Origin of the sequence: Mesorhizobium sp. M7A.F.Ca.CA.002.04.1.1, from assembly GCF_004022805.1 — a bacterium.
GTDB lineage: Bacteria > Pseudomonadota > Alphaproteobacteria > Rhizobiales > Rhizobiaceae > Mesorhizobium > Mesorhizobium ciceri.
In genome coordinates this window covers 14,050-33,746 of sequence record NZ_RZPL01000001.1, presented here as the reverse complement: position 1 = coordinate 33,746, position 19,697 = coordinate 14,050, and the positions used below count along the sequence as shown (strand labels likewise).

15 protein-coding genes and 3 pseudogenes are annotated in these 19,697 nt (G+C 57.2%); 11 read left to right on the top strand and 7 right to left on the bottom strand.

Going from position 1 to position 19,697, the window contains the following annotated elements; translation table 11 throughout:
• The 4 genes from ENZ75_RS00135 to ENZ75_RS00120 form a co-directional block, all read right to left on the bottom strand.
• On the bottom strand, nt 1-614 hold a 614-nt coding region (locus ENZ75_RS00135; protein ID WP_245481115.1), incomplete at its 3' end, for an alpha/beta hydrolase.
• A 770-nt stretch (nt 615-1,384) separates the two neighbouring features.
• Entirely contained in the window at nt 1,385-3,070 is a 1,686-nt protein-coding gene (locus tag ENZ75_RS00125) for a GMC family oxidoreductase N-terminal domain-containing protein (protein ID WP_063169348.1), read from the bottom strand.
• 255 nt (nt 3,071-3,325) lie between these two features.
• Complete coding sequence (locus tag ENZ75_RS34530) at nt 3,326-3,472, bottom strand: hypothetical protein (protein ID WP_164754282.1); 147 nt, start codon at nt 3,470-3,472, stop codon at nt 3,326-3,328.
• 73 nt (nt 3,473-3,545) lie between these two features.
• Entirely contained in the window at nt 3,546-4,010 is a 465-nt protein-coding gene (locus ENZ75_RS00120; RefSeq protein ID WP_063169349.1) for an Lrp/AsnC family transcriptional regulator, read from the bottom strand.
• Between the two features lie 621 nt (nt 4,011-4,631).
• On the opposite strand from ENZ75_RS00120, the gene ectB reads away from it, so the two are divergent.
• From ectB to ENZ75_RS00075, 10 genes and pseudogenes are all read left to right on the top strand, one after another.
• Nucleotides 4,632-5,948: a diaminobutyrate--2-oxoglutarate transaminase gene (ectB, locus tag ENZ75_RS00115; protein ID WP_063169350.1), complete on the top strand. Its 1,317-nt coding sequence runs from the start codon at nt 4,632-4,634 to the stop codon at nt 5,946-5,948.
• A gap of 225 nt (nt 5,949-6,173) precedes the next feature.
• The gene (locus tag ENZ75_RS00110) at nt 6,174-7,634 is read left to right on the top strand and encodes an aldehyde dehydrogenase family protein (protein ID WP_063169351.1); all 1,461 of its coding nucleotides are present in this window, start codon (nt 6,174-6,176) and stop codon (nt 7,632-7,634) included.
• A gap of 328 nt (nt 7,635-7,962) precedes the next feature.
• Entirely contained in the window at nt 7,963-8,331 is a 369-nt protein-coding gene (locus tag ENZ75_RS00105; RefSeq protein WP_063169352.1) for a GNAT family N-acetyltransferase, read from the top strand.
• Nucleotides 8,309-8,776 carry a transporter substrate-binding domain-containing protein gene (locus tag ENZ75_RS34855; protein WP_224571101.1) on the top strand — a complete coding sequence of 156 codons (468 nt, stop codon included), beginning with the start codon at nt 8,309-8,311 and terminating at the stop codon, nt 8,774-8,776. The genes ENZ75_RS00105 and ENZ75_RS34855 overlap by 23 nt, the downstream gene beginning before the upstream one ends.
• 488 nt (nt 8,777-9,264) lie before the next feature.
• Complete coding sequence (locus ENZ75_RS34525) at nt 9,265-9,468, top strand: hypothetical protein (protein WP_141245431.1); 204 nt, start codon at nt 9,265-9,267, stop codon at nt 9,466-9,468.
• Between the two features lie 64 nt (nt 9,469-9,532).
• Nucleotides 9,533-10,726: pseudogene (locus tag ENZ75_RS00095) on the top strand (IS256 family transposase).
• A 986-nt stretch (nt 10,727-11,712) separates the two neighbouring features.
• Nucleotides 11,713-12,156, top strand: a complete 444-nt coding sequence (gene panD, locus ENZ75_RS00090) for an aspartate 1-decarboxylase (protein WP_063169354.1) — start codon at nt 11,713-11,715, stop codon at nt 12,154-12,156.
• 313 nt (nt 12,157-12,469) lie between these two features.
• Nucleotides 12,470-13,738 (top strand): acetyl-CoA carboxylase biotin carboxylase subunit family protein, encoded by a 1,269-nt coding sequence (locus ENZ75_RS00085; protein ID WP_082826583.1) that lies wholly within the window; start codon nt 12,470-12,472, stop codon nt 13,736-13,738.
• An 81-nt stretch (nt 13,739-13,819) separates the two neighbouring features.
• On the top strand, nt 13,820-14,989 hold the full coding sequence (locus ENZ75_RS00080) for a Xaa-Pro peptidase family protein (protein ID WP_063169356.1): 1,170 nt from the start codon (nt 13,820-13,822) through the stop codon (nt 14,987-14,989).
• A 117-nt stretch (nt 14,990-15,106) separates the two neighbouring features.
• Nucleotides 15,107-15,337 (top strand): annotated as a pseudogene (locus tag ENZ75_RS00075) (IS3 family transposase); the annotation flags it as partial.
• A 142-nt stretch (nt 15,338-15,479) separates the two neighbouring features.
• Here the strand turns inward: ENZ75_RS00075 and ENZ75_RS00070 are convergent.
• Together ENZ75_RS00070 and ENZ75_RS00065 are read right to left on the bottom strand one after the other, a co-directional pair.
• Nucleotides 15,480-15,920, bottom strand: a complete 441-nt coding sequence (locus tag ENZ75_RS00070; protein ID WP_158515807.1) for a GNAT family N-acetyltransferase — start codon at nt 15,918-15,920, stop codon at nt 15,480-15,482.
• Between the two features lie 476 nt (nt 15,921-16,396).
• Nucleotides 16,397-17,326 (bottom strand): 2-oxoglutarate and iron-dependent oxygenase domain-containing protein, encoded by a 930-nt coding sequence (locus ENZ75_RS00065; RefSeq protein ID WP_063170383.1) that lies wholly within the window; start codon nt 17,324-17,326, stop codon nt 16,397-16,399.
• Between the two features lie 456 nt (nt 17,327-17,782).
• On the opposite strand from ENZ75_RS00065, the pseudogene ENZ75_RS34850 reads away from it, so the two are divergent.
• Nucleotides 17,783-17,926: pseudogene (locus tag ENZ75_RS34850) on the top strand (transposase); the annotation flags it as partial.
• A gap of 81 nt (nt 17,927-18,007) precedes the next feature.
• Here the strand turns inward: ENZ75_RS34850 and ENZ75_RS00060 are convergent.
• The gene (locus tag ENZ75_RS00060) at nt 18,008-19,693 is read right to left on the bottom strand and encodes a GMC family oxidoreductase N-terminal domain-containing protein (protein WP_063169348.1); all 1,686 of its coding nucleotides are present in this window, start codon (nt 19,691-19,693) and stop codon (nt 18,008-18,010) included.
• Nucleotides 19,694-19,697 lie beyond the last annotated feature (4 nt).

Below are 19,697 nucleotides of genomic sequence, written 5' to 3'. Positions count from 1 at the left end.
TTTGTCTCGTCTCCCGGCAATCTCTGCCAGATCCCCCATTGCCCCCGCGCCGCGGCCCGCCGATAGGCTTCTCGCTCGGCGCATTCCACATCCTGCCCGTGGGCGCGGCAGCTTTTCCGCCGTGCGGTGATGTATTCCTCTTCGCTCGGCATCGGGCCGGAACAGCCGTAAGCCTGCCGGCAGGCCTCCAGCCAAGCTTCGTCACGGTCATCTCCGAACGCCGGCGACACGGAGTTAGCGGTCAGCAGGACAAGCTTAGAAACAAGATCGGGACGCACGATCGCGACCCGCGCGTCGACGAATGATCCTTCTGAATGGCCGACTAGCGTGATCTGCTTCAAACCCAGTTGTTGGAGGAAGCTAATTACATGATTCACACGACCGAGCCGGTTAATGTATTTGCAGTCAGCAGGATAATCCGTTCCCCCAAAATGGAGTTGATCAATCGCTACTACCGTAAATTGATCGGATAGCCCGTTCAGCTGCCGAACAAAGGAACTCTTAGCCTCTGCACGGAAGCCCGCCCCCTGCAGGAAAACAATCGGCCTACCAGCTCCGTTCTCGCAGTACGATGTCTCGACACCATCAACCGATACGCGATGCTTGGTGATCATCGGTTCCTCGGCAAAAGGAGGGGCATCAGGTCGGCATTGCGACATGCGAGATGGACTGCCATTGCTCACTCCTGAGCGTAGCAGCCTCACATGCCACGTTGCCGAACTATCTCGTCTGAATACCGGAAATCGGCACCCCGGAGCCTCGCGTCTTGTCACTTTGCTCTGTCGTCGCCCAGCCACTGCGGCCGGGAGCCTTTTAGGTGCATGGGTGGCATTCCCCGCAAGATTTCAACCCTTGCACAGGTCGCCGGTCTTGGTGCCGTCCGGCAGATTGATTTTGGTGTAGCCGTATTTTGACCGACTGCATCATTTGGTCGGAGCCGATATAAGTATTCAATACCTCGTTGAAGGCATCGACCGCCTGCTGATTGGGCAGGAAGGCGAGACTTGGGTAGCCGGCCTTCCCAGCCGGCGGGGTGAACGGATCTGCCATTTCAACGCTGTCGACCTTGTCAGCGAGCTCCTTACCGTGAAGTAGTTTAGCGACCCCGCCGCCGCGCGGCCGACCTTCACTGCCTGCAAGAATTCGGCCTGGCCGGCGACCTGCATGACACGATCCTCCGGAATGCCCGCGTCTTTGGCGGTCGTGACCGTGTCGGAACCGGCGGTGGTGACCAGCGTTAGGCCCTTATCACGAATATCGTCAAAGGAGTGCTGGTCTTTTGGGATTGCCATTCGGCATGAGCAGGGCTTCGGTGAACTTAGCAAGCGGCTCGGTGAACACCACATTGCGGCAGCGCTCCGGCAGAATGTACATGCCGCCTGGCCTAGCTCCGTCTGCCGTCTCTCAAGGTTGTGTCGGCCAATTTCTCAGCCACCATAATCGTCGGAATGTTTGTGTTCGCCCGAGGGCAAAATGGCATGACGGAAGCGTCGGCGATCCTCAAACCCAAAATACCATGAACGCGTCCCGACGGATCGGTCACAGCGCCAGGATCCGCGGCTGCCCCCATCCTGCAGGTCGACGTCGGATGCCAACTTGGGATGACGTTCTGGCGAATATACCGATCCAGATGTTTCTCGTCGTTGACGAGATCGGAAATGCTATCCCCATCCGTTATGACGCGCCTAATCAGCCCACGGCGCAGCCGCGGCGACGCGTCCATGAGCAGCGCCAGAAATGACGTGAGTGCATAGTTTGTGCTTGTGACCTTGCTCACCAGCTTCGCTCGCGCATTCAACGCTGACGGAAACGGGTCCAGCGCCACAGAGGACAGCGAATCTTGCTGCAGCAGGCGGACTATGAAGCGAAAGCCCTGCTTGAGGCGCTCGGCGTCCCGCTTGTCGCTCAACCAGTTGAAATCGACCTCCGGCTCTATTTTATGCGAACTACCCTTGAGCGCCACAGTTCCCGTCGAGTAGCTGCGATTGACCCACACGGCGAGAGTGCCGAGGCGCCTCCCCAGCGGGTGCCAGGATGATTTGGCAACAGTCGATATTGCCATATCGGTCGACGGGCAGCCTTCGTAACCCGACGAGTAGCGGGCGTGCATCTGAATATATTCGCTCACGCCGGGTGACAAGCGATCGGCCGGCTTCAAATAGGCCGAAACGCAAATCGTGGGGTGTTCCTGAAGATTCTGGCCCACACCTTTCAAATCTGCAACGATAGGGATTCCGAATTGTACTAATTCCTTCGCGGGGCCGATCCCGGAGCGCATCAATATGGCGGGTGAATGGAGTGCTCCTGCGCACAGGATAACGCAAGAAGCGCTATACGATTGCACGCCCGATTTGTTCTCCGTCTCGACCCCCGTTACCGTTGTTCCCAAAAAGGTCAGCCGCGCAACTGTCGTTTCGGATAAAATCGTTAGATTGCGGCGAGAGCGGACGGTTTCGGGTAAGTACGCCATCGCGGAGGAGACCCGATGACCATTGCGGTTGGTCAATGGGACAACTGAATAGCCATCACCGAATGCACCATTGAAGTCTGGCCTGAAATGAAGCCCCAAAGCATCGTAAGCATCGGAGATTGCCCGGATGAAGCCCGACCAGTCTGATTGGCGCACACGTTTGATTGGCAAGGGGCCGTTCGTGCCATGAAATTCCCCGCCGAAATCCAAATCGCATTCTAGACGACGGAAGTAGGGCAGCACGTCTTCCCAACCCCAGCCCGTTGCACCGCTTGAGGCCCACTCATCGTAATCTCCGGGCCCGCCGCGGTTGGCGACTTGGGCATTGATGCTGGAGCCGCCACCCATGACGCGCGCCTGTTCGTAATGGACAGGCTTGCGGCCACCTCGCACCGTTGTCGCGTGGAGTGACTGCCATCGATAACCGGGATTAAGGTAAGCACGCGTTGGGTCGCCATCCTGGATGTCGTCAGGAATGGCATTCGGCGGCGTATCAGGGCCAGCTTCAATGAGCAGCACGCGAGCGCCATAGGCGGAGAGCCTGCTCGCCATCACGCATCCAGAGGAGCCACCACCCACGACGATATAATCGAAAACCACGCAAACTCGCAAATGTCTGAGTCGGGCAAAAATCTAGCAGACGGCGAGCAAGCAAAAACGCGCAATTATCTTGCAGGACGCAGGAAATCAGCGCATTCTTAAGAGATTCGCATTATGGCGGCCTCCCAACGGGGCGGAACGTTTAAACATGACCTTGCCAGCAGTCCATCAGGGCTGAAGGCGATGCCGGAGCGTCGTGACTTAAGTGGACAAAGCGCATCGCGACTGAAGGGGACAAACCTATCGCGAGATACATCAGAATGCAGCCCGGTAGGTCCAGAAGTGCTTTTGCAGCATCGCGCTGACGAGGCCGTTGTAAGGAGCAGAATGATGCTTCGCCTTGCGCTCCATCGCCGCTTTAGCGGTACGAAAACTCCCGTCCCAATCATGGCCGGCGGGCAAGGCGGCTGACCCTTGCGCCAGTCATCGGTGAATCGGATCAACCAGTTGTTGAATGCGCGTAAGATTGCGCGTTCTATACATCGATTGGCACCGCCAAGGTTACCTTCGTGCGATCCATCACAATCATCGTGCTGTAATTTCTAACAGCCGGGCTATCAAAGAAGAAACGCCTCGAGAATGCGTCGTACTCTGCCAAGTCACGCACGGAGAGAAGGAGAACGAAATCGGCGTTACCGGTGACCGCATACGCGCTCATTACTTCAGGCGCCTTCTGTAGAGACTGCTTGAAGCGATCGATGACGTCGGAACGATAGCGCTCAATGTCGACCAAGACCAGCATCATCAGGGACCTGCCCACCGCCTCAGGCGACACGATTGCAACATCAGCCTCAATTACGCCAATTTGTCGCAACTGCTTCAATCGCCGCTGACAGGCCGTGGGCGATATACCGGCCAGTTGGCCCAATTCTTCCGTTGTTTGGCGATTGTTGCGCTGAACAGCGCTTAAGATTTTCAGATCTATCCGATCCAATTCCATGGTCATTCTCCGGAATAGCTGCAATTTGCGCAGAAAAACTGCGATATGCACTCGACTGTAGCCTCAACCCCGCGCAGACGGAAGCCCAAACGATCAGGCCAGGCATGGGACCAAAGTCGGCTATCGTCCTCGACGTCAGTTATAGCCATTGGCCGAAGAGTGCTGTCCACCATCGCCCAACTGACAATGGCAGCCGACGGTCAAAAGCCGAGGCCTTGCGCCCAGTTCGGCCGAGGAAACGTCTCGGAACTTAAACGCTAAGCCGACTGGACGATGATGATAGGGGGGACCTCTATTTCCGCGCTTCGGCTTCCATTCGTTGGCTCACGCTGCCAAGAGTCTCATCTGTGTATAGGGAATCGAGCGCTAGGTTCGCCTGCCCCGGTTGCTGCATCAAATGCAGCCGTCTTGAGGTGGTTGGGAAAAATCGTCACCGCAGCCACACAAACCGCCGGCCTTATGCAACCTGCCGGCAATTTCGCATAATTACTGCATCCCGCCGCTCAGAATTTGCGCAAGGCGCCCAATGTAGCGCGCTATTGTCTCACAACGGCACCTACACGCCACTTCATAAAGCAGAAGAGGCCTGGCTTTGCAGGCTTCAGATTGAGGAGTTCGCCTATGAGCAAGCAATTCGCACCTGAAATGGATGCAGGTCTCGCGGTTTTCAATCGCCTGGAGTCTGAGGTGCGCAGCTACGTCCGCGCCTTCCCCGCCCTATTCGATCGCGGAGTCGGGACCACTCTCATCGCTGCAGACGGTCGGGAATATCTCGACTTTTTCGCCGGTGCAGGCGTTTTGAATTATGGGCACAACAACCCCGTCATCAAGAAGGCGCTGCTGGATTATATCGAGCGCGACGGAATTGTGCATGGGCTGGACCTTGCCACGACGGCCAAGAAAGCCTTCATCGAAGCTTTCGAGCGATACATTCTCAAGCCTCGTGGTCTGACATACAAATTACAGTTTCCCGGCCCCACAGGTACGAACGCGGTCGAAGCGAGTCTAAAACTGGCTCGCCAGGTGACCGGGAGATCGAACATCGTCTCGTTTACCAACTCGTTCCATGGGGAAAGCGCTGGAGCATTGGCAGCGATGGGAAACAAGGAGCACCGGGCCGCTGCCGGGTTTCCCCTCGCCCATGTGACATCGTTGCCATACGAAGGCTACCTGGGGGCGTCAGTTGACACAATCGATTACTTCGAAAAGCTTCTCAATGACCCCAACAGTGGCCTCGACAAACCTGCCGCGGTGATCCTGGAAGGGATCCAAGGTGAAGGCGGCATCAATGCTGCGAGCGTTACTTGGCTGCAACGGCTGCGCGAGCTAACGTCGCGGCACGGAATCTTGATGATCCTCGATGACATCCAGGCCGGGGTCGGTCGCGCGGGCAGTTTCTTCAGTTTCGAAGCGGCTGCAATTGTGCCGGACATCGTTACCCTGTCCAAATCTTTGTCGGCGATCGGAACCCCAATGGCCCTTATTCTCATCAAGCCTGAACTTGATGTCTGGGCCCCGGGCGCACACACCGGGACCTTCAGAGGCAACAACTATGCTTTCGTCACTGCTCGTGCGGCCCTCGAAGCTTACTGGTCCGACTCCAAGTTCGAGGATGAGATCGCTCGCAAGTCTGCGATCTTGGTCCAAGAACTCAACGCGATTACCGAGGAATTCCCCACCCTCGGCCTGAGCGTGCGAGGCCGCGGTCTGATGTACGGACTCGTTTCACCGAAGCACCACTCCTTGCCAGGTCTGGTCTCCCAGGAGGCTTTTCGTCGGGGCTTGGTGATCGAGATCGCCGGCTCATACGGTGAGGTGCTTAAGTTCATGACTGCCCTCACCATCGCCGAGGCTGACCTTCGGCGTGGTCTGTCCATCATTCGCGACAGCATTGGCGCAGTAGCGACTACCCTCGACGGTGGAGGCGCGGCTCGCTAGCCGACAAAGCACCGGGCCACTAGCAGGTCCAAAATCGGGCCGCTCGCAGTCACGGAACGGGAAGGCCGTTCCGTGGCATGTGGCAGTGGGCGAACTCGGAGCGGCTGAACGGCAGACTAGGGCTTTCACTGCCGGACCGATACCACGGTTGCCGTTCTTCCTGCGGCGCCGACCACTGTCGCTGCGCCAATTCGAAGAAAATCGAGCGATAAGAAAGAGGACTGGATGGCCAGCAACGACGTAGTCAAAAATTATATCGATGGCGAGTGGCGGGATTCTGTGTCCGGCACACGCATCGAGGTCGATGACCCGGCGAGCGCCGAAACGATTGCTGTCGTAGCTGAAGCAGGACCCCAAGACATCGAGCTTGCCGTTACTGCTGCTCACCGCGTTTTTCGCGACCGCGTGCTGATAGACATGCATCCGTATGATCGCGGTCGCATGTTGTTTCGCGTTGCCGACGCCCTTGAAGCGCGTTTCGACGAGATCGCAGCCATTAACTGCGCGGAGACGGGGAAGGCATTGGAACTTGCCGATGGCGAGGTTCAGACCGCCATCAGATACCTGCGATACTATGGTGGCTTGGCCGACAAACTTGAAGGGCGCTCGATCCCGCGCGGGGCCAACCTGGTCAACTACACAGTCAGAAGTCCCTTCGGCGTGTCCGCCCAGATCGTTCCGTGGAATGGTCCACTTGAACTGACGGCCCGCTCGCTGGCCTGCGCCATCGCAACCGGCAACTCAGTCGTGGTGAAGTCGCCGGAACTAGCTCCCCTTTCCGGAGTTGAACTTGCGCGTGCCTGTGAGACAGCGGGGCTGCCTGCCGGAGCGGTCAACGTGCTCACTGGATACGGCCAAACGGCAGGCCAGGCGCTGATCGAACATCCCGACGTTCGCCACATCGTCTTCACGGGCTCGATTACTACTGGGCGGACGGTGCTCAAGACGGCAGCGGATCGGATCGTGCCCTGCATAATGGAACTGGGCGGAAAGTCGGCTGCAGTTGTGTATTCCGATGCCGACCTCGACTGCGTTGTGGAAGCGGTACGCGTCGGGACCTTTCTGAATGCAGGCCAGAATTGCAACAACCTTACACGTCTTATTGTGGAACGTTCTATTGCAGACAAACTGGTGGAAAGAGTGAGGGTCTGCGTCGAAGGACTGTCGGTCGGTCCAGGACGCGAAAACTGCGACATCACCCCGTTGATCTCCCGAAACCAACGACAAGGAGTTGAGCGGGCCTGCCAGACGGCCCTCTCGCAGGGCGCGCGACTCGTAACCGGCGGGACTGCGCTTTCGGAGCGGAGCGGTTACTTTATGGCGGCCACGGTGTTTGCCGATGTCGCGCGAGACAGCAATCTCTTCCAGCAAGAAGTATTCGGTCCTGTTCTTGCCGTTACCACGTTCGATAATCCGGGAATGGCCGTCAATCTCGCGAACGACACCGTTCACGGTCTGGCAGCGGGCGTGTTCACGCGGGATATTGACCGGGCCCTCTGGACCGCCGACCGCCTTTGGGCCGGTCAAGTGTACGTGAATGGGTGGTATGTGGGCGGGGTGGAAACACCGTTCGGTGGGATAAACCAGTCCGGCTACGGCAGGGAGAAGGGTCAGGAAGCGCTGGACGGCTACGTTCAGACGAGAAACGTTGGTATCCGCCTCTCGCAGCCACCATCTGGAAATTGAACGCTTGCTGATCCCTACCGACGGCGCGGCTGTCGGGCGATGCAGGATTCAATGACCTCGACCAAATCGAAATAAGCCCGGCGAGAGAATCCGTATCGGAGGTCATCGAGAACAACTCTAATCATAGGATTTTTGGCTGCGGACGGGCTTTACCCACCACGGACATGTAGGAGCGCATTGCCTAGCCCGCTGCGTGGGTCGCATGGGTCAGGAGAGGATCACAGTGCTTCAGAGACAATTGAGATTCGCAGAGCTGCCGCCGAAGATTTCGACAAGTTGGCAATGTTGAACCGCGAGTTGATCGAGGCCGAGAAGCATCGAAACCCCGATGACGGTTTCAGAACTCAAGGAGCGGTTTATTCAGTTGGTGAATCGCGAAATTTGGATGGTCGACCTCTTCAGCCAGAACGGCGAGATTGTGGGCCTCGCCACTCATCGTTTGGAGCCAGACAATGCGGAGCCGAGTGGGCAACGCGTCTTTTTGAGGCAATTCTACGTCAGCTGCCAACACCGACGTTCGGAGATTGGCTGCAGGACCCTTGAGCTGCTTATTCGGTCTCGTTTCCACAACAAATCAAGGATTTTCCTCGACGTGCTGGAGACCAATCCTGGCCGCAAGACCTTCTGGTCTCACACCGGTTTTGTCGCCTACAGCACGCTCATGGAGCGTCTCGTTGAAAAAGCGGACACCAAATAACCTGCGGTGCTGGGAATTAATTTGGGGATCGGATTGTCTGGCATTTGCGTGCGTCGCGCAAAAACACGAGAATAGAATCGAGCCGGTCGTAACCGAATGGGGCTCACTTGTCCCCGGCCTGCAGGCTAGCCGCTTCGACTTCATCACGGCCGGCATGTGGATCAAGCCGGAGCGCTGCCGCAACGTGCTGTTCAGCGAACCGATCGCTACGGAGAGAGGCGCACTGCTGGTGCCTAAGGGCAACCCGGAAGGGCTGCATTCTTATGAGGATGTGCGTGACAAGGGACTCACCTTCGTCAGTGATACAGGCTACACCGCGGTCCAGGACGCGAAAAAGTCAGGCATCGCCGACGACAAAATCATGCAGGTCGCCGGACCGCCGGCGGACAGGCTGTCGCGCCGCCGCCGGTGCCCTCGACTACTTTACAGCGACTGGACTTGTTAAGAAGGACCACAGCCTTGAGCTGGCCGATTCGTTCATCGCGCCAGCCAACTATCCTGCTATCGCCTTCGAGCTCAACGAGCAGGCTGCGGTCGACGCGTTCAATGCCGTATGCAGGACTATGTTGGCTCTGGCGAAATGATGGCAGTATTCGGCAAATACGGCTACGGCAAAGACAACCTGCGGACGGCAGCAAGACCGCTGACCTCTGCAGAGGCTGAAGGCAATGTGCCTTAACACGTCCCCGGTCATGGCGGGGACGTGTTCAGTGGGCAAGCGTCTGTGAGGCGATTTCAGGTCCACCGTGGCGGTGCTCACAAGACGCGCCTCATTGCCTGAAACAAACACATCTACACTTCATCGGGTGCGCACATGTGAGCGTCGCGGCCCACAATACGACGGCCAATATGCGGGCTGGCTCACCTGCCACATCAGGCAACTGCGCAAGCAAATCCCCTGACGTGTGCCGGAACGAGAAGCAGGAGAATACTGTGGAAATCAGAGTTGTACGCCCGGGCGACCTTTCTCAATTGCGCAAGATTTGTGACGAACACATCGACTTGGAAGGGGTGACAATAGCGGACCAGGACCTGAGTCCTTATTGGAACTCGGCGTTTTTTGGAACACCTGCCCAGTTGTTCGGTTGGGTTTGTGATGAAGGAGGGTGTGTGCTGACAGTTCTGCAAATTCGCTGAGAGAGGGCGGTCATGGCAGGCTGGTGATTGTTCACGTCACCGATTCCCGCGAAGGAACGCCACCATGACCAAGATTGAAAGTAAGACCGGCAGCGCTGCCATCAAAGACATTCTGCTTTCGGACCCGGACGGACTTCACGAAGTGATCCGTGCGGTGATGCAGGAGGTACTCGAGGCCGAGATGGACGAGGCGCTGGGGGCTTCGAAGAGCGAGCGCACACCTGAGCGGCTCGGCTACCGCTCGGGTTATTACGGCCGCACCCTTGTCACGCGGGTCGGCAAGCTTGAGCTGCGGGTTCCGCAGGACCGGGCCGGCCGCTTCTCGACCGAGCTTCTCGAGCGTTACCAGCGTTCGGAGCGGGCCTTGGTGGCGACGCTTGCGGAGATGTATGTGCAGGGCGTGTCGACCCGCAAGGTCAAGGCGATCACGGAAGAGCTGTGCGGCCATGCGTTCTCGGCCTCGTCGATCTCGGCCATCAACAAGCGGCTGGACGAGAGCCTCGCTGCCTTTGCCAGGCGCCCCCTTCAAGAGCCGTTTCCTTACCTCATCCTCGATGCGCGCTAAGAGAAGGTGCGTGAGGCCGGCGTCGTCATGAGCCAGGCGGTGCTGATCGCTGTCGGCATCGACTGGGACGGCCGGCGCCAGATCCTGGCCGTCGAGATGGCCAATCGCGAAAGCCGCTCGGCCTGGAGGGATTTCCTCGTCGCGCTGAAGGCGCGCAGCCCCAAGGGCGTCGAGCTGGTTGTCTCCGCCAATCATGCCGGCCTGGTCGCGGCGATCGGCGAGGTGATCCCCGAAGCCGCCTGGCAGCGCTGCTACGTCCACTTCCTCAGGAACGCGCTCGATCACCTGCCGAGAAAGCACGGCGCCGACTGCCTGCAGGACTTGCGCTGGCTCTAATGACCGGCGCGATCTCGCCGAGGCCAAGGCCGATCTCGCCGCATGGCTGTCCAAATGGTCGGGCCGCTATCCGCGACTGACGAGTTGGGTGGAGGAGACCATCGAGCGCACGCTGACCTTCTTTTGCCTGCCGCGCCAGCATCACAAGCATCTCAAGAGCACCAACATGCTTGAACGGCACAATGAGGAAATCCGCCGGCGCACCAATGTCATGCGCATCTTCCCCAATGAAAGCTGCCTGCGCCTCGTCAGGGCGCTGGCTGCGAGACCAACGAGAACTGGATGGAGGCCAACCGCTACATCAACATGGACGATCTGCGCGAGCACAAGAAGCTCGCTCTACGCCAAGCCGCATGACCAGCATCGTGGCCGCCCCATTTTGCAGAACTTGACGCACACAACCTGAAGGAGGTAAGCGTCATGACAACTCTTAGAGGATACATGACCGCGTCGATCCGGCTTTTCCTTGTTGGTCAGGGGCGATCCTCGGGTACGCCTCCGGCGAGGGCCGCCTTGCGCGATCATGGCACGGTAGCGAGGCTGGGCTCTTAAGGTCGTCCTTAGGAGCGTAAGCCCCGCGACCATCCCATCGCTGAAAACAAACCCTTGATCAGCGGGCGCCCGACGGACCGCCTCTGTCGTCGTGGCGCTCCCATGAAGAACCTGGCCCATAGTGCATCCTTTGATTCGGAAGATAAGGATGCCCCATCAAAACCTGAGATCAAACATTTAGGCAGGCCTCGACTGGGACAAGTAAAACGGCCGCATTCGAGGCATGAGGCTGCACGCGTCTAAGATCCGAACAGCCAATACCCGAGCGTCCTCGACATCCCCGCCGCCAGAAGTCAACGATGCCCAGATCGGCCGCACGACCACCAGCAGAAGGGCGCCACCTCAACCCGTCCTACACTCAACATTTTGTCGCGTCCGCGACGTGCCTTCTTGATCCGATCCGTGGTCTGCTCACCTAAATAGCTGAAAGAGATCACGCATTTCTGTTTCCGGCCTGATTAGCCAGTTTGGCACGAGGTTTGCAACTTTGTGTGCGATCCAGTTGAACGGGCCGATTGGCACAGTCACCTGAAATCACAACTAATTAAAGGAACGGAACATGTCGGAACTGTATCGGATGGCATTACCAATGGGGGACAGCCGGCCGGCAATGCCTCCGCCCACCACAACCAGCCTTCGCCTGACTGTCTCGTGCTGGCCACGCCAGAGTAATCAATTTTGTCCTAAGAACCACAATACGACAAATCGCAGAACGTCCATCCATCCATCCTGAAACCAAGACACAGCAATCGCTTGTCGACGCAGTGTCCCACCGCCGAGAGGAAATGTAGATGAGAAAATTTGTTGCCGCCAAGCTTCATGGAATAACTGTGACCGACGCGAATTTGAACTACCGGGGCTCAATAACTTTGGATCCAGATCACTGCGACGAAGCCGGCATCCTTCCAATGGAATTCGTTGAAATCTGGAATAAATCATCGGGCGCTCGAATCAGCACTTACGTGATTTATGGAGAGCGGGGTTCTCGTTGCTGCGTGCTGAACGGAGCCGCTGCTCGCACCTGTCAGGTCGGGGACGAAATAATCGTTTGCTCCTCCGCATACATCGAGGAGCATCAGATGGTGGAGATCAAGCCGCGAGTGCTGACTTTCCACCGGGATAATTCTATCTGCGACCACATGTTCTACGAGGGTGCAATAGACGACGATGGAAGGATAACGTTCTCGATTCGCGAGGGCTCTCCCGGCGATAACGCGCTAAAACTCACTCCCTAGTAGGGCCTTTCGGTGACAGCTCGTGGCGCCGGGTCCCGGTCAAGGGCGTACTCGTCCCCAGTACTCTGGTACGCGATACAGTGCATTATCCCACTCGGCCACTATTCGGTCAGTTGCCATCAAGCCCAATCGGTTCTGCCCAGATCTGGGAAGACGATTTTGCTGCGCCAAAGGCAACTTCAGCTTCAGCCAGCGGCTGCGGGTAGAGGCGACCAATTTCACGGAATGTTTGGCCTTGGATCGTTGTCTTTAAGTCTGAGGTCCACGATGGCAAAACGACCTATCGACAAAAACGCAGAGTGGAGAACAGCCAATGTCAAGGAAAGCTCTCATCCTGGTTGAAGGCCATGCAAGAGGTAATGGAATACGATACATCCACGCGGCCCGGCGTCTTGGCTTTCATCCAATTACACTATCAGTTGATCCAACACAGTACGAGTATCTTGCGGCGGAAAGAAGCGAGGCAATCCGTGTCGATACAACCAATCTTGATACCTTGATTCGCGAATGTTCCAGGCTGCGTGAGACCAATGACATCGCTGGTATCACGGGCTTCTCGGGCATCGACGAGTCGGTCTATGCAACCGTTGGCAAACTATGTCGGCATTTCGACTTACCGGGACCCAACCCCGAATTGATTGAACGATGCTGTGACAAATTCTCTCAGCGCCAGCTACTTGCGGAAGCCGGAGTTCCGATACCCGCTTATCGCATGGCGCTGAATGTGGCAGAAGTAGAAAGCGCTGTCGCGGAGATCGGCTTTCCCGTAATTGTTAAGCCGGCAATCGGCAGCGGTAGCATCGGTGTCCGATTGTGCCGCAACGCCGATGAGTTAGCTGACCACACGACCTATCTGTTGGGTGGGAAGCACATCTGGCCGTCTTCGCCGAGGATATTGGTTGAGGAATTCGCGCGCGGCCCTTTTTATAGCGTGGAGATAATGGGCAATGAGGTTATTGGGATTGTCGCCGTTGATTTCGGCCCCCCACCGCATTTCGTCTTCCGTGAAACGACCTTCCCGGCCCCGCTTGCGGAAGACGATCATGACCGTATCGTTGATGTTTCGCTGAGGTGCTTGCAAGCTCTTGGCCTTAATTGGGGGCCAACGAACATCGAGCTCCGGTTGACTAATCATGGCCCGGTTGTAATCGAAGTGAATCCGCGTCTTGCTGGTGCGCTTGAGCCTGAACTGGTCCAACTGGCGAGCGGTGTCGATCTGGTCACCGAGCACATCAAGCTTGTCGTCGGCGAGGAATGGGATTTGCGCAGAAGGCATTTGCAGACCGCAGCCGCGCGGTTCCTAGTTGCTGATTGCGACGGCACCCTCGATTGGATCGATGGCGGCAGTCAGGCGATCGCGGTACCAGGTGTCGCTGAAATCAAATTGTATGTTGAACCCAACGCGCCGATCTTCAGGAAAGGCGATTTTCGAGACTGGATAGGACATGTCGTCGCCGTTTCACCCAGCCTTGCTCAGACCGAAGCGATACTCCAACGAGCTGTCGACTTAATCGCTTGGTCTATCACACCGCCGTCGGGCGAACAGGAGCGATCTGCAGCCCCACGACTCCCCCCCAACTGAGAGGTGATCCGTCGCCAGCATAAGAACTCTTACCCGCAATAGCTCGCCTTGTTGTCAAAAGCATAGCTGGAGTTCAAACTTATGAATATATCCAAGGGACCCCAGGCATTCCCTAGAAGTGAATACCTTCGCCGGCTCGGCTCGGTGAAGTTCGAAATGGGTCGGTGCGATATCGACGCGCTCGTCGTTTCCGACCAACATAACATTACCTATCTCACGGGGTACACCGCGCTATCAGCCTATGTTCCTCAGGCCGTTGTGGTTTCGATACGAGAAGAGGAACCGACGTTCATTCTGCGCCGCTGTGATGCGCCGGCAGCCATTCATCAATGTTTTATGGAGCGCGACAAAATCGTCGCATACCCCGAAGCGTATATTGGAAATCCTGACAAGGATGGCTATGACGCGGTAGTCGATTACTTGGAGGACGTCGGCCTCGCGAGTCGAGGCATAGGAATCGAGCTATGCTGCCTTCCATCGCAATCGGCGAAAAAGTTTAGGATGCGCCTGCCTGGTGCCACGATCGTCGATGCTACTAAGGCGGTCACTTGGAAAAGGCTCATCAAGTCAGATCTCGAGATAGCTGTAATGCGGGAGGCGGCGGCAATCTCAGACGCCGCGATTCGACGCGCTGCTGAGGTAATACGCCCCGGGGTGCGTGAAGCAGACGCGTGCGCGGAAATTGTGGCAACGTTGGTGCGCGGCGCAAACGGTAAGCCAGGAAGCGGGATCGAGGGAATAAGTTTGTGTTCATCACCGCGAACGGGAACGTGCCACATTCCGTGGAGCGAGGACGTTTTTCGCTATGGATCGCAGGTGAATCTCGAAATCGGCGGTGCGCGATATGGTTACTGTGCTGGGCTTATGCGCACTTACACGATCGGCTCACCCTCCGATCGTCTACGTCGCGTGCATGAGATCCAAGTCGCCGGCCTTGAGGTCGCTCTTGATGCGATACGGCCAGGAGCGACTTGCAGCGATGTTGCCAACGCCTTCAATCGCAGCATCGAGAAGCGGGGCCTCAAAAAGGAGACGCGTTGCGGCTATGCACACGGCATTGGTTGGTTGGAGCCGACCGCAAGCCTTAAGGATGGCGATATGACAGAGTTGCTACCAAACATGACCTTTCACCTGATGTTAGGTAATTGGATCGAGGAGGATTTTGGATACGTCATCAGCGAAACGTTCCGTGTCACAGACTCCGGCGTCGAGGTACTGACCACTGCTCCCCGGAAGATTTTTGAGATCTAAATTAGAATATGGCTTGTCATAACGACAGCGCGGACGTCCGGAATAGATCTTGCCGGTCGACGAGATGTCGCCTACCTTGTTGAAGTGCGGACGGCGAGCGGCGGTCGGCATGCGGGGCCGATCCGTGTCGAGGCGAAGCCGAACGCACGCTGGTCGCTGTACGACCAGTTCTCCTGCGGCCGATCAACTCGTCGACGACGTGACGCGCGAATGCCTTACGCGATTCCGGACACAGATCTCTGGTCGCCGCGTTGCTCGCGAACTGACGACCTGATCGCCCAGCGCGGCAAGCCCGGCATGATCGTCGCAGACCACCGCACGGAGTTTACCTCGAACACGGTCCTTGCCTGATCAATGGATCATCGCGCCGAAAATACATTCCGCTGCAAGCCCATGTGCGCAACATAAATGGCTGCACCTCTAGTCTACTCGCCACTGTTTAAAAGACTGGGGCAGGTCAATGCGCTTTCGTTACGACCTCAGAGCAAGTCTACAGGTCATAGTAGTAGGTAAGGTATGGACTCAATTTACCGATCTTGTCATAGAGCGCCCGCGCATGATAATTTGATCTGTCCGTATTCCAATAGATTCTCAGCCAGCCTTGGTCGCGACCGTAGGAGGCCAGATTCGTGAGCATGGCTTGGCCAATCCCCTGGCGCCGCGAAGACTCGTCGACATAGAGATCTGCGAGAAAACAGACCGGACGATCGCTAAGAGTATACGGGTGAATGACAAAGGTAGCAAAACCTATGGTAACGCCAGTTGCTGAGACCGCGATCAGCGCGTTAATCGGTTCGTCTGGGCGCTCGATGCGCCGCCAGATCCTATCTGTCGCCTGTTCTGATGAATTGAGACCTTGGTCGGCGCAATATGCGTACCAAAGGGACCGCCATGCATCGCGGTCGGCAGTGCCTGCGAGACGAATCTCCATGAGGGGCGGGCTCCGGCTGAGAATGGGCTCCAGGGCGCGAGGTGTTCGGCCTGAAAGGTTGACGGCTTGCGATAACTGCCACCGGCCCGCAAGACGTGCAGCACGCGACCGCCGGGTGTTATAAGATCTTTCCGCCTGTGACGGCGTCGTGGTCGCGCTGGAACTGGTTCCCGGGAGCTCGGTTCGCGATACGTCAAGCGCGAGTTGGGCGAGCGTTATCATGGGATCAAGTTCCCTCAGGTTTTCCCGCAGCACGTTTGCGACAGCGGTGCAGATCTAGTGCGATCTTTCCCTGCGACCACACGATGCAAACAATCTGACACCATAGGTGCATTCATCCCGAAGCGGGCTTCCGACCGCCGCGCTACACGCGCGACGGCGGGACAATCTAGCGGATGCGAGAGTTCTTCCAGCTTACCACGGAGATCTGCACCGCGTCGGCGCCATAATTGCGCATGCTTTAGAAAAGCAGACAATCATTGCAGTTCGCGCGCGCGTCCGGCGCCATTCCCAGTCACCCATATTGACTCAACGTTGCGCAGCATCATTTCTACAACACTAACTTGCTGCCCTTGTCGCGAAGTCAGGCGAGCGTCGATCTCGGGATAAATAAAGAAGGGCAGCGAAATTCGATCAGTCGGACCACTATGCACGACCTGGTGGGGCGTACTCTTGAAGCGGCCGTCGCTCAAGACCTGAAGGAGGTCGCCCAGATTGACTACGAGACTATCGGGCAGGCTCGGCACCGGCATCCATCGACCGCGGAACCACACCTGCAAGGAACGCAGGGGGAGTTCCTCTTGCAGCAGCAGCGTGAAGAAGCCATGATCCGTGTGCTTTGCGCAAGTGCCGCCGCGAGCTGGATACCGTATCACGCGTTGCCCAAGCGTCGGCGTGCTGAAATGGCGTTGGAACCATGCCTCTTCCATACCTATCAGGTCCGCCAGCGCATCCCCGATCTGGGGGACAATCCCGGCGAGCACGGTAGCCTGCAAAGCAAGCAGGTTTCTTGCGAAGCCAGGAGCCAAGGCTTCATCCGGAAGGCGCGTGCGGCCGGAGAACGGACGCCGGTCGCCTTCGTTCTCAATTCCGAGGTCGAATACCTCCTTTGGATCGAAGCCGGCCTCAGGATGTAGCATTTCGCCGTGTAAAGGACTGTATCCACGGGCGGCAGTGGGGTACACGTCCTGAAAGGCGTGCCCGTAGCGTTCCTTAACCGACTGTGGCAATGCGAAGAATCGCCGGGAAGCCTCAATGGCTTGCGCGATCTGTTCCCCGGGGATGCCGTGCTCGACAAGGTAGAAGAACCCGTATTCCTGGCATGCCATTTGCAGGCGCTGGCGCTCGTCACGTCGCGTTGCATCGTCTCTCAATTTCGAAAGTGAAATTTTCGGCAGCGTGGTCATAGTCAATCCCCTTTTTGGGCGCTTAAGTTGATTAGTGTTTGCCGCGGCTCTCAAAGTCGACAGTTCCTTGGATGTGGGCAACGCGCCGTCTCTTCCAATAATAACGAAAGTCGACATGATGTCCCATTCTAAGGCTAAGCCGATGGCTGGGCGGTGATTCCGTCTTAGCAATTGATCTCTAGCGCTTCCTGGTGAAGATAACAACGATTTGTATGTTAATATAGTTGTATATATTGTTACATCCGTCGCGGTTAGTTTAACATTATCACGGCCAAGATACTAAGAGCGATTTACAATTCTGAATTGCTTTATGACTTCCAGGCTCAATCCAGACCAGCGCCGACCTCCGGGTTTCATGGCAGGATCGGCCATCTCGAAGAGCTCTATGACGCGAGGTATCGCCAGCTACCTGAGCTCGTCCATCACACACGCCGTCCCGGACGATGGCCGAATGGCAGAAACCGACCGCTCGAAATTTTCCTATCCCATAGTCTTTTTCGACGCTATCCGGGTCGAGCGGTCAAGCTCAGGGACGAAGACTTCGTTCGCAAAAAAGCCATCTACATCGGGTTCGGCGTTCTGCCTGGCGGCACCAAGGAGCACATGAGCTGAGGAAGCGCTTGTCGACGTTATCCGCCGTCTCGACGAGACGACTAGCCGAGCAGCAAAGCAGGCAGCGATTTAGCTCCGTCTGCCGTCTCTCAAGGTTGTGTCGGCCAATTTCTCAGCCACCATAATCGTCGGAATGTTTGTGTTCGCCCGAGGGCAAAATGGCATGACGGAAGCGTCGGCGATCCTCAAACCCAAAATACCATGAACGCGTCCCGACGGATCGGTCACAGCGCCAGGATCCGCGGCTGCCCCCATCCTGCAGGTCGACGTCGGATGCCAACTTGGGATGACGTTCTGGCGAATATACCGATCCAGATGTTTCTCGTCGTTGACGAGATCGGAAATGCTATCCCCATCCGTTATGACGCGCCTAATCAGCCCACGGCGCAGCCGCGGCGACGCGTCCATGAGCAGCGCCAGAAATGACGTGAGTGCATAGTTTGTGCTTGTGACCTTGCTCACCAGCTTCGCTCGCGCATTCAACGCTGACGGAAACGGGTCCAGCGCCACAGAGGACAGCGAATCTTGCTGCAGCAGGCGGACTATGAAGCGAAAGCCCTGCTTGAGGCGCTCGGCGTCCCGCTTGTCGCTCAACCAGTTGAAATCGACCTCCGGCTCTATTTTATGCGAACTACCCTTGAGCGCCACAGTTCCCGTCGAGTAGCTGCGATTGACCCACACGGCGAGAGTGCCGAGGCGCCTCCCCAGCGGGTGCCAGGATGATTTGGCAACAGTCGATATTGCCATATCGGTCGACGGGCAGCCTTCGTAACCCGACGAGTAGCGGGCGTGCATCTGAATATATTCGCTCACGCCGGGTGACAAGCGATCGGCCGGCTTCAAATAGGCCGAAACGCAAATCGTGGGGTGTTCCTGAAGATTCTGGCCCACACCTTTCAAATCTGCAACGATAGGGATTCCGAATTGTACTAATTCCTTCGCGGGGCCGATCCCGGAGCGCATCAATATGGCGGGTGAATGGAGTGCTCCTGCGCACAGGATAACGCAAGAAGCGCTATACGATTGCACGCCCGATTTGTTCTCCGTCTCGACCCCCGTTACCGTTGTTCCCAAAAAGGTCAGCCGCGCAACTGTCGTTTCGGATAAAATCGTTAGATTGCGGCGAGAGCGGACGGTTTCGGGTAAGTACGCCATCGCGGAGGAGACCCGATGACCATTGCGGTTGGTCAATGGGACAACTGAATAGCCATCACCGAATGCACCATTGAAGTCTGGCCTGAAATGAAGCCCCAAAGCATCGTAAGCATCGGAGATTGCCCGGATGAAGCCCGACCAGTCTGATTGGCGCACACGTTTGATTGGCAAGGGGCCGTTCGTGCCATGAAATTCCCCGCCGAAATCCAAATCGCATTCTAGACGACGGAAGTAGGGCAGCACGTCTTCCCAACCCCAGCCCGTTGCACCGCTTGAGGCCCACTCATCGTAATCTCCGGGCCCGCCGCGGTTGGCGACTTGGGCATTGATGCTGGAGCCGCCACCCATGACGCGCGCCTGTTCGTAATGGACAGGCTTGCGGCCACCTCGCACCGTTGTCGCGTGGAGTGACTGCCATCGATAACCGGGATTAAGGTAAGCACGCGTTGGGTCGCCATCCTGGATGTCGTCAGGAATGGCATTCGGCGGCGTATCAGGGCCAGCTTCAATGAGCAGCACGCGAGCGCCATAGGCGGAGAGCCTGCTCGCCATCACGCATCCAGAGGAGCCACCACCCACGACGATATAATCGAAAACCACGCAA

What these genes read in the sequence shown, in the direction of transcription:
- ENZ75_RS00120 (WP_063169349.1), bottom strand. Translation starts at nt 4,010, where the DNA reads ATGGAATTGGATCGGATAGATCTGAAAATCTTAAGCGCTGTTCAGCGC.
- ectB (WP_063169350.1), top strand. Translation starts at nt 4,632, where the DNA reads ATGAGCAAGCAATTCGCACCTGAAATGGATGCAGGTCTCGCGGTTTTC.
- ENZ75_RS00110 (WP_063169351.1), top strand. Translation starts at nt 6,174, where the DNA reads ATGGCCAGCAACGACGTAGTCAAAAATTATATCGATGGCGAGTGGCGG.
- ENZ75_RS00105 (WP_063169352.1), top strand. Translation starts at nt 7,963, where the DNA reads ATGACGGTTTCAGAACTCAAGGAGCGGTTTATTCAGTTGGTGAATCGC.
- panD (WP_063169354.1), top strand. Translation starts at nt 11,713, where the DNA reads ATGAGAAAATTTGTTGCCGCCAAGCTTCATGGAATAACTGTGACCGAC.
- ENZ75_RS00085 (WP_082826583.1), top strand. Translation starts at nt 12,470, where the DNA reads ATGTCAAGGAAAGCTCTCATCCTGGTTGAAGGCCATGCAAGAGGTAAT.
- ENZ75_RS00080 (WP_063169356.1), top strand. Translation starts at nt 13,820, where the DNA reads ATGAATATATCCAAGGGACCCCAGGCATTCCCTAGAAGTGAATACCTT.
- ENZ75_RS00070 (WP_158515807.1), bottom strand. Translation starts at nt 15,920, where the DNA reads ATGGAGATTCGTCTCGCAGGCACTGCCGACCGCGATGCATGGCGGTCC.
- ENZ75_RS00065 (WP_063170383.1), bottom strand. Translation starts at nt 17,326, where the DNA reads ATGACCACGCTGCCGAAAATTTCACTTTCGAAATTGAGAGACGATGCA.